This is a genomic window from Streptomyces sp. NBC_01264 (genome assembly GCF_026340675.1).
GTDB lineage: Bacteria > Actinomycetota > Actinomycetes > Streptomycetales > Streptomycetaceae > Streptomyces.
Map to the genome: position 1 here is coordinate 1,464,716 of NZ_JAPEOX010000002.1, position 13,312 is coordinate 1,478,027.

Sequence of the window (13,312 nt, forward strand, 5' to 3'; positions counted from 1 at the left end):
GGCACCCCCCTTCCTCTTCCCAGGGCCGTCAGCCGTTCGCCCTGGCCCGCTGCCACTCGCTCGCGTAGTCGTTGAAGATCTCCCGCAGGTGGTGGCCGATCTTCAGGTAGTCCAGGTCGTCGAGGTTGGCCAGCGAGACGCGCACCGACCACTGGGGGCCGTCGAAGCCGCCGCCGTTGAGGAGGACCACCGAAGTCTGCTCGGCGAGCCGGAACAGCGGGTCGACGGGCTCGTAGTTCTTCTCCAGGAAGTCCGCGAAGTCCTTGCCGTGGACCCGTTCCGCCTCGGCCAGCAGGTCGAGCTCGATGTAGTACCCGGCGCGCTTGTCGTCCTCGGAGATCTTCATCTGGGCCCCCTCCAGGAGGAGGTCGAGCCGGCGGTGGACGATCTGCCGGATCCGCTCCTTGTACGCCTGGCCCTCGCCCAGCATGTCGAAGAGCGAGAAGAGGCTCATCATCACCTGCTGCGGCAGCGAGAGGCCGGCGGTGTGGTTGAGGGCCACAGACCGGGAGTCCGCGACCAGCCGGTCGATGAAGCGGATCTTCTCCGGCTCCAGGCTGAGCGTGCCGTACCGCTTGGCCAGGCGGTCCTTCTGGTCCTGCGGGAAGGCCGCGATCATCTCGTCGATGACGTTGTCGTCGTGCAGCCCGATGACGCCGAGCCGCCAGCCCGTGCAGCCGTAGTGCTTGGAGTACGAGTACACGAGCAGGGTGTTGCGCGGCAGGTCGGCGGCGATCGAGCGGAAGCCGGGCACGAAGGTGCCGTACACGTCGTCCGTGACGATCAGCAGGTTCGGGTTGGTGGTGGCGACGATGTCCTTGATCTGGTTCGCCACCCGGTCGCTCAGCGCGAGCGAGGGCGGGTTCGACGGGTTGACCAGGCAGACGAGCTTCACGGAGGGGTCGGCCAGCTTGGCGACCTCCTCCTCCGGGTAGCGCCACTGGCGCACTCCGGTCTCGGCGAAGAGGCTCGCGGAGACGTTGACCACCTCGAACTCGAAGGTGTCGAGCTCGGGGATCTCGATGTACGGGGTGAACACCGGGGTCATCAGGGCGATCTTGTCGCCCTTCTTCAGGACCCCGTTCTTCATCAGGGAGTCGAAGATGTAGCACATGGCGGCGGTGCCGCCCTCGGTCGCGAACAGCGACAGGTTGTTGCCCTCCGGCGGCCTCTTGTCGAACATCTCGTCGGCGACGTAGCCCCGGACGACGTGTTCCGCGTGGGTGAGCATGCGGTCCGGGACCGGGTAGTTGTCACCGGTGATGGAGTCGGTCAGCTCGTGCACGAAGGCGTCCTTGTCGAACGGCCAGCGCGTCAGGGCGTACTGGACGCAGGCGGACAGCATCTCCACGCCGGGCAGGTCCGGGTGGCGCCGCGCCCAGGACTCGAACCGCCCCCCGATGCCCTTCTTCTCCGGCATGCCGCCGAGGTTGTCGGCGGTCCACACCCGGCGGGACTCATCCAGCGCGAAGTAGCCCAGGGCGTAGAAGGCCTCGCGCGGCCCGGTGGCGATCCAGTTCGGGTTGCCGCGGCCCGCGTTGAGCATGGCCCGGGCGGTGGTGTCCTTCTGGCCCGGCTTGTCGGCCTGGGCGGCCGTGGCGAGCTGGATGAACTTGTCCTTCAGCTCGAACGGGCTGAGCTGCGCGAAGGACTGGATCTCCTCGCGGCTGAAAGTGGTCTCCGGCACGGTGGTTCGTTCCTTTGCGTCGGGGGCGTTCGGTTGGCCTTGCGGGCGAGGTGGTGGGGGTGATCAGTGGTTGAGGAGGACGATCACGGCGCCCCAGATCGTCAGCAGGACGTTGCTGACCGCGTAGGGGATCGTGTAACCGAGCGTCGGCACCTGGGATTTGGACTCCTCGTTGACGGCTCCGATCGCCGCCGTGGTGGTCTGGCCGCCGGCCAGTACGCCCATGAGGATCGGGAAACGGATCTTCTGGATGTAGTGGCCCACCAGGAAGCCCACCAGCAGCGGGATCAGCGTGATGACCGCACCCCAGAGCAGCAGCCCCCACCCGGCGGAGGCGAGGCCGCTGGTGAAGCTGGGTCCGGCATTGAGGCCGACGACCGCGACGAAGAGACAGAGGCCGAGGGTGTCCATGAACCACTGGGCCCCGGGCGGGACGTTGCCGTAGGTCGGGTACCTGCCGCGGATCCAGCCGAAGACGAGGCCCATGATGAGTGCGCCGCCCGAGGTGGACAGCGAGATCGGCACCCCGCCGGCGGTGAGGGCCGGGATGCCGAGGCAACCGCCGAGGAAGATGCCGAGGCCGACCCAGATCATGTCGGTGGCGAAGCTGGTCGGGACCGGCTTGCCGATGGCCCGGCCGGCCGAGTCCACCAGGCGCTTGGGGCCGGAGAGGATCAGGGTGTCGCCGCGCTCCAGCTGGGTGGAGAGCCGGTAGGGGAACTCCGAACCGGACCGGTAGAGCTTGTCGACGTAGACGCCGACCATGAAGGGCTCGGCCCGCAGCTCCGCGATGGTCTTGCCCAGCTGCGCCTTCTCGGAGGCGACCACGTGCAGGTTCTCCGTCTGGTAGCCGAGGAGTTCGACGTCGTCGGCCTCGGGGCCGATGTGCGTACGTGCGTCGAACGAGACGAGGGATTCGCGCAGGGCGCTGACGGCGACGACGTCGCCCTCGCGCAGAACGGTCTGCTGGGTGTGGTCGATGATCGCGCCGTCCCGGCGGATCCGGGTGATGTAGATCCGCTGGCCCAGGGCCTTCTGCTGGTTCTCGAAGTCGTCGATGGTCCGGCCCACGAGGTCGGGCCGCTGGATGGTGTAGGCCCGCAGGACGACCTCGTAGTAGCCCTCGTGGAGGTCGGGGTCGTCGCTGGGCGCGTCGAGCTCCTTGGCGAGCTGGGCGCTCTCGGCGGCCAGGTTCCGGCGGTAGAGCCGGGGCAGCACGTTGGCCAGGAGCAGCGCGCAGAGGATGGTGCCGAGGGGGTAGGTGACGGCGTAGCCGACCGCGACCAGGTTCTGCTGGTCCGTGATCTCGGACGGGCTGAGTCCGGGAAGGTTCCCGATCGCGTCCTGGGCGACGCCGATGACGGCGGACTGGGTGAGCGCGCCGCCGAGGAGGCCCGCGCTGAGCCCGGGGCCGTAGCCGAGCATCACGGCGAAGCCCCAGGAGACGAGCAGGCCGGTGACACAGACGATGACCGCGTTGAGGACCTGCGGCAGGCCGTCCTTCTTGAGGCCGCGGAAGAACTGCGGGCCGACCTTGTAGCCGAGGGCGAAGAGGAACATCGTGAAGAAGAGGTTCTTCACGGTCCCGTCGATGGTGATCTTGAACTGGGCACCGAAGATCAGGCCCATGATGAGGCAGCCCGTGACCGCGCCCAGCCCGATGGCCTTCCACCGCAGTTTGCCGACGAGGAAGCCGAAGGCGACGGTGATGAAGACCAGGAGTTCGGGATGGGGCTTGAAGATGTTCCGTACGAGGAAGTCGATCATGCTGATACCCGTCCTGGTGGGGGTCAGGCGCCGAGGATCCCGACGAGGATCGGTCCGGTGAGCGGGAGCAGGAAGTTGGAGAGCGCGTAGGTGATCGTGTAGCCGAGCATCGGCACCGAGCTCTGCGCCACCTGCGTGACCGAGGTGATGGCCGGTGTGGAGCACTGCTGTCCGGCGATGGCGCCGATCAGCAACGGCTTCTCGATCTTCAGGAACTTGCGCCCGACGACCAGCGAGATCGTGGCCGGTACGAGGACCATGGCGATCCCGGCGAACGGCAGCAGGGCCCCGTACTCCTTGAGCAGCGGCCAGGCCTGCGGACCCGAGGTCAGACCGGTGCAGGCGATGAAGACCGCGAGCCCCATGTCCTTGATGGTGGTGGCGGCTTGCGGCGGGAAGGCGCCGAAGGTCTGCCGGCGGGAGCGGAACCAGCCGAAGAGCAGGCCCGAGATCAGGCAGCCGCCGCCGGTGCCGAGCGAGAGCGGGACCCCGCCGGCCCGGACCACGATCTGCCCGATGAGCGAGCCGATCGCGATGCCCAGACCGAGGTAGATGAAGTCGGTGGCGTCGTTCTTGGCCACCGTGCCGATCTTCGCCACGATCCGGTTCAGCCCCGAGCGGGCGCCCACGAGGGTGACGACGTCACCGCGCTCGACGATGGTGTCCGGGTTGGCGGGCAGGTGCTGCTCGCCGCGGAGCACGTCGGTCACGTACACGCCGCTGCGCCCGAACTCCGCGTGGGTGGCGCGGATCTCGTCCAGCGACTTGCCGGCGACCGACTTGTCGGTCATGGCGACCTGCCGGGTGGCCAGCGGGGTGTCCACGCCCGGGATGCCGGGGGTCTCCGGGCCGATGGCCCGGCCCGCCGCGATGGCCTCGGAGCGGCGGCCGACGACGAGGACGAGGTCGGAGAGGAGGAGTTCGAGGTCCGGGGCGGGAGTGAGGTCCTTGGAGCCGCGCCGGACGGCCTCCACGGTGACCCGGCCGTCGAAGGCCGCCTCCAGGTTCCCGACGGTGCGGCCGTCGGCAAGGGTGACCAGGTGGGTCCGCCCGACCAGGCCGGGCACCGCCTCGCGCTCGTCGCTCTCCAGGCCGCCGGAGCCGCCGCCGCGCATCTTCTCCCACAGCTCGCGCGAGGCCTCCGCGAGGTTGGTCCGCAGCAGCATCGGCATGATCTGGCTGGTGTAGATGACGATGGTGACCAGGCCGAAGAGGTAGCAGACCGTGTACGCGGTGGCCACGTGACCCTGGTAGGTGGAGATCTGGTCCGCGGTCAGGTCGGGCAGTTTGCCGATCGCCTCGGTGGCGGTGCCGACCACCGCGGATTCGGTGGCCGCGCCGGCGAGGATGCCCGACGCGGTACCGACGTCGAGGTCGAAGGCCTTGGCCAGCAGGTAGGCGAGGCCGAGCACGCTGACGAGCTCGATGAAGCAGAGCGCGAAGAAGCGCATGCTCTTGCGGTTGAGGTTGGCGAAGAACTGCGGCCCGGCCATGTAGCCGAGGGCGAAGATGAAGAGCGCGAAGAAGATCGTCTTCACGTCGGCGTCGATCTCGATCTTGGCCCAGGCGCCGAGCAGGAGCGACACGATCAGCGTGCCGCAGATGCCGCCGAGGGTGATCGGGCCGACGCGCACCTTGCCGAGGAGGTAGCCGGCCGCCAGGCAGAGGAACAGGGCGAGTTCGGGGTGGTCCTGCAGCACACCCATGGGCGATCAGCCGCCCTTTCCGGGCGGCGCGGTGGATTCAGGGCATATACACATTCCCTCAGCCTTGTCCGGTGGGGATGTGCGTGCCCACCGGACAAGGGCCATTCGCGTGACGGGGCTGCTACGAGGCTTCGTACGGCTCGGCGTACAGCCCCTCGATCAGCTCCGCGTACTGCTCCCGGACCACCCGGCGGCGCAGTTTCAGCGACGGGGTCAGCTCCCCCGACTCCGGCCCCCACTCCTCGGTCAGCAGCCGGTAGCGCTTGATCTGCTCGGTGCGGTTGAGCCGGGCGTTGGCGGCCGCGACGGCCCGGGCGATCTCCTCCCGTACGGCCGGGTGCGCGGCGAGCTCCGCGGGCGTGGCGGCCTCGGCGTCCGCACTGTTGATGCCATGGGCCTGCGCCCAGGCCGGGCCGAGTTCGGGGTCCAGGACGAGGAGGGCGACGAGGTAGGGGCGGCCGTCGCCGTGCACCAGGGCCTGCCCGATCAGCGGGTGCTCCTTGACGGTGTTCTCCACCAGGGCGGGCGAGACGTTCTTCCCGTTCGAGGTGATGATCAGTTCCTTCTTGCGGTCGGTCAGCCAGAGGAACCCCGCCTCGTCGAGCCGGCCGATGTCCCCCGTCGGGAACCAGCCCGCCTCGTCGCAGGCGCTCTCCACCGAGCCGTCCGGCAGGAGGTACCCGCCGAAGACCGTCTCCCCGCGCGTGAAGATCTCCCCGTCCTCGGCGATCCTCAGCTCCAGCCCCTGGATCGGGCGGCCCACGGAGCCCAGCCGGAAGCCGTCCGGGCTGTTGACCGTGCACACCCCGGAGGTCTCGGTCAGCCCCCAGGCGTCCATGATGGTGATCCCCCAGCCCGCCCAGAAGCGGACCACGTCGATCGGCATCGGCGCGGTGGCACTGGCCGTCCAGACCAGCCGGTCCAGCCCGGCCAGCGTCAGCAGCGGGTCCAGCACCCGTTCCTTGGCCCGGGCGTACGAGGCTTCGAGCGCGGCCGGGACCTCCTCGCCGCGCTCCCGGTGGCCCGCCCGCTCCCGCGCCAGGTCGTTGGCCGCTTCGATGGCGCCGCGCTGCTCCTCGGGAAGCCGCCCGAGCACCGCCCGTACGGAGGCGGCCAGCTTCTCCCACACCCGTGGCACCCCGAAGAACTGCACCGGGTGCAGCTCGCGCACCGCGACCGACACGGCGGCCGGGTCGGCGCACAGCCGGACGTGGGCGGCCCGCAGGAGCGGGAGGTAGATGCCGAGGATCCGCTCGGCTATGTGCGCGAAGGGCAGGTAGCAGAGGTGCTCGGCGTGCTCCGGCAGCTCGATGTGCCCGTCGAGGCGGACGGACTGGAGCACGATGTTGCGGTGGGTCAGGCGCACCCCCTTGGGGTCGCCGGTGGTGCCCGAGGTGTAGACGACGGTCAGCGGGTCCTCCGAGCGGGCCTCCCGCCAGGCCTTCTCGAAGGCCTCGGAGCGGTGCAGCCGGGCGCCGCCGGCGTAGACCGACCCGTACGTCGAGTGCGGGCCCGCCTCGGGGGCCTCGGCCACGACGAGCCGTTCCAGCGGGACCCCGGGGTCGGCCAGCAGCGGCTCCCACCGGACCAGCTCCCGGGCGCCCTCGACCACGGCGAGCCGGGCCCGGCTGTGGCGGGCTATGTGGGCGATCTGCTCGGGCGCGGAGGTCCCGTACACGGTGACGGGGACGGCGCCGAGGTGGACCAGGGCGAGGTCGGTGAGCCAGTGCTCGGGGCGGTTGCCCATCATCAGCAGGACGTGCTCGCCGCGTCCGACGCCGAGGGAGGCGTAGCCGGCGGCGAGGACGGCCACCTTGCGGCGGACGTCCGACCAGCTGAGGGTCGTCCAGGCCGTACCGTCGGGGCCTTCGCGCCACGAGAGGGCGGGAAGGTCGCCGTGTTCGGCGGCGTTGCGCGCCAGCAGGGCGGGCAGGGTGAGTTCTTCGGGAGGTGCGGGCAGGCGCAGTTTCGTGGGCATGGGCAGCTCCTTGCCGTTTCACATCGTTGGTGCGACAGCAATACTGTTGAACACGAACCGTGGCGATCACAGACGCGCTGATCAGAGAGCAAGGCGGAGAGCCCATGACCACCCAGGCACCGGAGCCGGCGTCGCTGACCGTCGACGAACTGGCGGCCAGGGCGGGTGTGACCGTCCGCACCGTACGGTTCTACAGCACCCGCGGGCTTTTGCCCCCTCCCGTGATCGGACCCCGTCGGGTGGGCCGCTACGGCCCGGAGCACCTGTCCCGCCTCGCGCTCATCGAGGAGTTGCAGCACCAGGGCATGACCCTCTCCGCCATCGAGCGCTACCTCGACGCGCTCCCCGACGACCTGAGCGCGCACGATCTGGCCATCCACCGCGCGCTGGTGGCGACCTGGGCCCCCGACGCGGCGCTGGACTCCTCGCGCGCGGAGCTGGAGAAACGGGCCGGGCGGACGCTGACGGAGACCGACATCCGGCGGCTGGCGGCCATGAACGTGCTGACGGCGACCCCGGAGGGCTTCCGGGTGGACGTGGGACTGCTGCGGCTGGGGGTCGCGCTGCTCGACGTGCCGATCGCCCACGAGACGATCCTGGCGGCGCGCGAGGTGCTGCTCGGGCACGCGCGGACGGCGGCGCACCAGCTGACCGCGCTCTTCCGGGACGAGGTGTGGGGGCCGTTCACGGAGGGCGAGAGCGATCCGGAGCGGGTGGAGTCGATGAAGGCGCTGTCCGCACACATGCAGCCGATGGTGGTGCAGGCCCTGGTGACCGCCTTCCAGCGGTCGCTCAAGGAGGAATTGCGGGCTGCCTTCGTATCGGAGCCGGTAGGTTCGGGCCATGGCGATGATCTACAAGACCACCATGAAGCCCGGTAAGACGGAGCTGCTCACTGCCTGGCTTCCGACGCGGCCGTGGTACGCGTCCACGGGACACGCCCCCGAGCTCGACCGCTCGGGCGGGTTCCGGCTCGACGACCCGGAGGGCGAGGTCGGCATCGAGTTCATGGTGCTCACCGACCACTCGGGCGGCCGGGAAACCTCCTACCTGGTGCCGCTCACCTACCGCGGCGCCCCGCTCGACGGCGCCGGGGCCGCATTGGTGGGCACCTCCGAACACGGGGTGCTCGGCACCCGCTGGATCTACGACGGCGCCCACGACCCGGTGCTCGTGGGCCAGTTGCTCGCCCTGCTGCAGGGCCGCGCCGTGGCGCAGGACCAGTGCGACAGCGGGGTGAGCGACCCCTCGGTCACACCGTGGTTCGCGGGACCGGAACTCCCGGCGGACCTCCCGCGGGGACGGCCGGACGTCACCGACACCGCGCGGGGCACGGACGTACGCCTGCCCGGCGCCCCGGTGCTGACGCTCACGCGCGTCCTGCGGCCCGGGGATTCCGGGCCGCAGGACACCACGGCGGCCGCCGGCGGGCTCACCGCCGGCTGGACCACGCTGGACGGAGCGGCGTACCGGGGCGTGTTCGTGGAGCTGCACACCGCCGGCGACGCCGCCTTCTGATCCTGCCGCTCAGCCCCTTCAGTCGGCGTACGTCTCTCCCCGCCCGGCCTTCTCCACCAGGGAGGCGGGCGGTGTGAAGCGCTCGCCGTACTGCTCGGCCAGCTCGCGGGCGCGGGCCACGAAGCCGGCCAGGCCGCCCTCGTAGCCGTTGATGTACTGGATCACGCCGCCGGTCCAGGCCGGGAAGCCGATGCCCATGATGGAGCCGATGTTGGCGTCGGCGTACGAGGTCAGGACCCCCTCGTCGAAGCAGCGGACGGTGTCCAGCGCCTCGGAGAAGAGCATCCGCTCCTTCATGTCCTCGAAGGGGATCTCGGCCCCGGCCTTGCCGAAGTGCTCCCGCAGCCCCGGCCAGATCCCGGCGCGCTTGCCCGCCTCGTCGTACGCGTAGAACCCGCCGCCGCCGCTGCGCCCGGGGCGCCCGAACTCATCGACCATCCGGTCGATGACGGCGTCGGCCGGGTGCTCGGCCCAGTCCCGGCCCTCGGCCTCGAAGGCCTTGCGGGTCTCGTTGCGGATCTTGCGGGGCAGCGTGAGGGTCAGCTCGTCCATCAGGGAGAGCACCTTGGCCGGGTATCCGGCCTGGGCCGCGGCCTGCTCGATGGAGGCGGGCTCGATGCCCTCGCCGACCATGGCGACGCCCTCGTTGATGAACTGGCCGATGACCCGCGAGGTGAAGAACCCGCGCGAGTCGTTGACCACGATGGGGGTCTTGTTGATCTGCCGTACGAGGTCGAAGGCGCGGGCGATGGCCTCGTCGCCGGTGCGCTCGCCCTTGATGATCTCCACCAGCGGCATCTTGTCCACGGGCGAGAAGAAGTGCAGCCCGATGAAGTCGGCGGGGCGCGAAACCCCTTCCGCCAGGCCAGTGATGGGCAGCGTGGAGGTGTTGGAGCAGAGCAGCGCGTCGGGGGTGAGGTACTCCTGGATCTCCTGGAACACCTTGTGCTTGAGGGCGGTGTCCTCGAAGACGGCCTCGATGACGGCGTCGCAGCCCGCCACGTCGGCGGCCTCGGCGGTCGGGGTGATCCGGGCGAGCAGCTCGGCGCGCTTGGCCTCGGTGGTGCGGCCGCGGGACAGGGCCTTGTCGAGGATCTTCTCGGAGTACGCCTTGCCCTTGACGGCGGCCTCGGCGGTGACGTCCTTCAGCACCACCTCGATGCCCGCGCGGGCGCAGGAGTAGGCGATGCCCGCGCCCATCATGCCGGCGCCGATCACGGCCACCTTGGAGACCTGGCGGGGCGCCACGCCCTGCGGGCGGCTGCGGCCGGCGTTGACGGCCTGGAGGTCGAAGAAGAACGCCTGGATCATGTTCTTGGCGGTCTGCCCGGTGACCAGCTCGGTGAAGTAGCGGGCCTCGATCGTCAGCGCCGTCTCGAAGTCCACCTGGGCGCCTTCGACGGCGCAGGCCAGGATGTTGCGCGGGGCCGGGTACGGGGCCCCGTTCAGCTGCTTCTTCAAGTTGGCGGGGAAGGCCGGGAGGTTGGCGGCGAACTTCGGGTTCGACGGCGTGCCGCCGGGGATCCGGTAGCCCGAGACGTCCCACGGCTGCTTCGACTCCGGGTTCGCGTCGATGAAGGCGCGCGCCTTGGTAAGCATCTCCTCGGGCGTGGCGGCTAGTTCGTGCACCAGGCCGTTGTCCAGGGCGCGCTGGGGGGTGTACTGGGTCCCCTGCAGCAGCACCTTGAGGAGCGCGTCGGCGATGCCCATCAGGCGGACGGTGCGGGTGACGCCGCCGCCGGCCGGGAGCAGGCCGAGGGTGACCTCGGGCAGGCCGATCCTGGAGCCGGGCGCGTCGAGGGCCACCCGGTGGTGGGAGGCCAGGCAGATCTCGTAACCGCCGCCGAGGGCGGCGCCGTTGATGGCGGCGACGACGGGCTTGCCGAGGGTCTCGATGCGGCGCAGCGAGGCCTTGATGGCGGTGCCGGTCTCGAAGGCCAGCTGCGCGTGCTCGGGGCGCAGTTGGATCATGTCCTTGAGGTCGCCGCCCGCGAAGAAGGTCTTCTTGGCGGAGGTGAAGATGATGCCCCGGATGGAGTCCCTCTCGGCCTCGGCGCGGTCGGCGATCGCTGCGATGGAGTCCTTGAAGGCCTGGTTCATCGTGTTGGCGGACTGGTTCGGGTCGTCGAGGACCAGGGTGACGACGCCGGTCTCGTCCTGTTCCCAGCGGATCGTGGTGGACTCGCTCATGGTTCGCAACTTCCGTGTCAGGGGTGGGATCAGGGATCGGGGATCAGGACGGGGTTCAGAGGCGTTCGACGATGGTGGCGACGCCCATGCCGCCGCCGACGCAGAGGGTGACGAGGCCGTAGCGCTTGTCCTGGCGCTCCAGTTCGTCGACGACGGTGCCGAGGATCATCGCGCCGGTGGCGCCGAGCGGGTGGCCGAGCGCGATGGCGCCGCCGTTGACGTTGACCTTGTCCAGGGAGACGCCCATGTCCTTGACGAAGCGGAGCACGACGCCGGCGAAGGCCTCGTTGATCTCGATCAGGTCGATGTCGTCGATGGTCAGCCCGGCCTTGGCGAGGGCCTTGCGGGTGGCCGGGGCGGGGCCGGTGAGCATGATGGTGGGCTCGGAGCCGGAGACGGCGGCCGAGACGATCCGGGCTCGGGGCGTCAGACCGTTGCGCTCCCCCGCCTCTCGGGAGCCGATCGCGACGAGGGAGGCGCCGTCGACGATGCCGGAGGAGTTGCCCGCGTGGTGGACGTGGTCGATCTTCTCGACCCAGTGGTACTTCTGCAGGGCCACGGCGTCGAAGCCGCCGAGCTCGCCGATGTCCGCGAAGGAGGACTTCAGCCGGGCGAGGGTGTCGGCGGTGGTGCCGGGGCGGACGAACTCGTCGTGGTCCAGGACCACCAGTCCGTTGCGGTCGGTGACCGGGACGAGCGACTTGGCGAAGCGGCCGTCCTTGATGGCGGCGGCGGCCCGCTCCTGGGACAGGGCGGCGTACTCGTCCACGTCGCGCCGGGAGAATCCCTCGATCGTGGCGATCAGGTCGGCGCCGATGCCCTGCGGGACGAAGTCGGTGACCCATCCCGTCATCGGGTCGTTGAACCACGCTCCGCCGTCCGAGGCCATCGGGACGCGGGACATCGATTCCACGCCGCCCGCAAGGACCAGGTCCTCCCAGCCGGAACGGACCTTCGCGGCGGCCATGTTGACGGCTTCGAGGCCCGAGGCGCAGAAGCGGTTCTCCTGGACGCCCGCCACGGTGTCCGGCAGGCCGGCGGCGATCGCCGCGATCCGGGCGATGTCGGATCCCTGGTCGCCGACCGGGCTGACGACGCCGAGCACGATGTCGTCGATGGTGGCGGGGTCCAGGCCGGGGTTGCGCTCGCGCAGGGCGTGGATCAGGCCGACGACCAGGTCGATCGGCTTGGTGCCGTGCAGGGAGCCGTTGGCCTTGCCTCGGCCGCGCGGCGTGCGGATCGCGTCGTATACGTACGCTTCGGTGCTCACTGGTCAAGCCTTTCGGGGGTGCGGAGACGGTGGGAGGTCTTGAGGGGTCAGCCCAGCAGGGAACGGCCGATGATCTCCTTCATGATCTCGGTCGTGCCGCCGTAGATGGTCTGGATGCGGCCGTCGGTGAAGGCCCGCGCGACCCGGTATTCGGTCATGTATCCGTATCCGCCGTGCAGTTGCAGGCAGCGGTCGGCGACCCGCTTCTGGAGTTCGGTGGCCCACCACTTCGCCATCGAGGCGTGGACGTGGTCCAGTTCCCCGTTGGAGTGGTCGGTGATGCAGCGGTCCAGGAAGGTACGGGTGACCGCGCACTCGGTGGCCATCTCCGCGATCTCGAACCGGATGTGCTGGAGCTTGGAGAGCGGCCGCCCGAAGGCCTCGCGCTCCTTCACGTACTGCGTGGTGATCTCCAGCAGGTACTCGGCGGCGGCGATGCCGGCCATCGCGATGCCCATCCGCTCCTGCGCGAGGTTGGTCATCAGGTGGACGAAGGCGCCGTTCAGCTCGCCGAGCAGGTTCTCCTTGGGGACGCGCACGTCGTTGAAGAACAGCTCGGCGGTGTCCTGGGCCTTCTGGCCGATCTTGTCGAGGTTGCGGCCGCGCTCGAAGCCCTCCGTGCCGCGCTCCACGACCAGCAGGGACATCCCGTGGGCCCCGCCCTCGGGGGTGGTCTTCGCGACGACGATCACCAGGTCGGCGAGGATGCCGTTGGAGATGAAGGTCTTGGAGCCGTTGAGCACCCAGTGATCGCCCGCGTCCTCGGCGGTGGTCCGGATGCCCTGGAGGTCGGAGCCCGCGCCCGGCTCGGTCATCGCGATGGCGGTGATGATCTCGCCGGAGCAGAAGCCCGGCAGCCAGCGGCGCTTCTGCTCCTCGGTGGCCAGCGAGGTCAGGTACGGCCCGATGATGTCGTTGTGCAGGCCGATCGCGAGCCCGGCGGCGCCCGCCCGGGTGAACTCCTCGGCGATCACCGCCGCGTACCGGAAGTCGGTGTTCCCGCCGCCCCCGTACTCCTCCGGGACGGCCAGGCCCAGCAGCCCCTGCCGGCCGGCGGCCCGCCAGGCCTCGCGGCTGACGATCCCGTCCTTCTCCCACTGCTCGTAGTGCGGCAGCACCTCCTTGGTGAGGAAGGTGCGGACGGTCTCGCGGAACGCCTCGTGGTCGGCATCGAAGAGCTGGCGTTTCATGGTGAG

At 70.0% G+C, this 13,312-nt stretch carries 9 protein-coding genes; 2 read left to right on the forward strand and 7 right to left on the reverse strand.

Features of this window, described 5'->3' with window-relative positions; translation table 11 throughout:
* Positions 1-28: 28 nt before the first annotated feature.
* The 4 genes from OG435_RS39650 to OG435_RS39665 all read right to left on the reverse strand — a co-directional run bounded on the left by OG435_RS39650 (position 29) and on the right by OG435_RS39665 (position 7,138).
* Positions 29-1,687 carry a bifunctional aspartate transaminase/aspartate 4-decarboxylase gene (locus OG435_RS39650; RefSeq protein WP_266884750.1) on the reverse strand — a complete coding sequence of 553 codons (1,659 nt, stop codon included), beginning with the start codon at positions 1,685-1,687 and terminating at the stop codon, positions 29-31.
* Between the two features lie 63 nt (positions 1,688-1,750).
* Entirely contained in the window at positions 1,751-3,454 is a 1,704-nt protein-coding gene (gene aspT, locus OG435_RS39655) for an aspartate-alanine antiporter (protein ID WP_266884752.1), read from the reverse strand.
* Positions 3,455-3,477: 23 nt separating this feature from the next.
* Positions 3,478-5,160, reverse strand: coding sequence for an aspartate-alanine antiporter (gene aspT, locus OG435_RS39660; protein ID WP_266884754.1), 1,683 nt, complete (start codon positions 5,158-5,160; stop codon positions 3,478-3,480).
* Between the two features lie 121 nt (positions 5,161-5,281).
* The gene (locus tag OG435_RS39665) at positions 5,282-7,138 is read right to left on the reverse strand and encodes an AMP-dependent synthetase/ligase (protein WP_266884756.1); all 1,857 of its coding nucleotides are present in this window, start codon (positions 7,136-7,138) and stop codon (positions 5,282-5,284) included.
* Between the two features lie 104 nt (positions 7,139-7,242).
* Here OG435_RS39665 and OG435_RS39670 point away from each other — a divergent pair, with 104 nt between their 5' ends.
* The gene (locus OG435_RS39670; RefSeq protein WP_266884758.1) at positions 7,243-8,019 is read left to right on the forward strand and encodes a MerR family transcriptional regulator; all 777 of its coding nucleotides are present in this window, start codon (positions 7,243-7,245) and stop codon (positions 8,017-8,019) included.
* The gene (locus OG435_RS39675) at positions 7,982-8,656 is read left to right on the forward strand and encodes a maltokinase N-terminal cap-like domain-containing protein (protein ID WP_266884760.1); all 675 of its coding nucleotides are present in this window, start codon (positions 7,982-7,984) and stop codon (positions 8,654-8,656) included. The genes OG435_RS39670 and OG435_RS39675 overlap by 38 nt, the downstream gene beginning before the upstream one ends.
* Before the next feature lie 18 nt (positions 8,657-8,674).
* On the opposite strand, the gene OG435_RS39680 is transcribed toward OG435_RS39675, so the two are convergent.
* Genes OG435_RS39680 through OG435_RS39690 form a run of 3 tightly spaced genes read right to left on the reverse strand, consistent with a single transcriptional unit; the run spans position 8,675 to position 13,306 of the window.
* A complete protein-coding gene (locus tag OG435_RS39680) occupies positions 8,675-10,846 on the reverse strand; it encodes a 3-hydroxyacyl-CoA dehydrogenase NAD-binding domain-containing protein (RefSeq protein WP_266884762.1) in 2,172 nt (723 codons plus the stop codon).
* A gap of 55 nt (positions 10,847-10,901) precedes the next feature.
* The gene (locus OG435_RS39685) at positions 10,902-12,116 is read right to left on the reverse strand and encodes an acetyl-CoA C-acetyltransferase (RefSeq protein WP_266884764.1); all 1,215 of its coding nucleotides are present in this window, start codon (positions 12,114-12,116) and stop codon (positions 10,902-10,904) included.
* A gap of 47 nt (positions 12,117-12,163) precedes the next feature.
* Positions 12,164-13,306: an acyl-CoA dehydrogenase family protein gene (locus OG435_RS39690; protein WP_266884765.1), complete on the reverse strand. Its 1,143-nt coding sequence runs from the start codon at positions 13,304-13,306 to the stop codon at positions 12,164-12,166.
* Positions 13,307-13,312 lie beyond the last annotated feature (6 nt).

Bases quoted from the DNA above. Each gene is read 5' to 3' on its own strand.
- OG435_RS39665 (WP_266884756.1), bottom strand. From the start codon at position 7,138: ATGCCCACGAAACTGCGCCTGCCCGCACCTCCCGAAGAACTCACCCTG.
- OG435_RS39675 (WP_266884760.1), top strand. From the start codon at position 7,982: ATGGCGATGATCTACAAGACCACCATGAAGCCCGGTAAGACGGAGCTG.
- aspT (WP_266884752.1), bottom strand. From the start codon at position 3,454: ATGATCGACTTCCTCGTACGGAACATCTTCAAGCCCCATCCCGAACTC.
- OG435_RS39670 (WP_266884758.1), top strand. From the start codon at position 7,243: ATGACCACCCAGGCACCGGAGCCGGCGTCGCTGACCGTCGACGAACTG.
- OG435_RS39680 (WP_266884762.1), bottom strand. From the start codon at position 10,846: ATGAGCGAGTCCACCACGATCCGCTGGGAACAGGACGAGACCGGCGTC.
- OG435_RS39690 (WP_266884765.1), bottom strand. From the start codon at position 13,306: ATGAAACGCCAGCTCTTCGATGCCGACCACGAGGCGTTCCGCGAGACC.
- aspT (WP_266884754.1), bottom strand. From the start codon at position 5,160: ATGGGTGTGCTGCAGGACCACCCCGAACTCGCCCTGTTCCTCTGCCTG.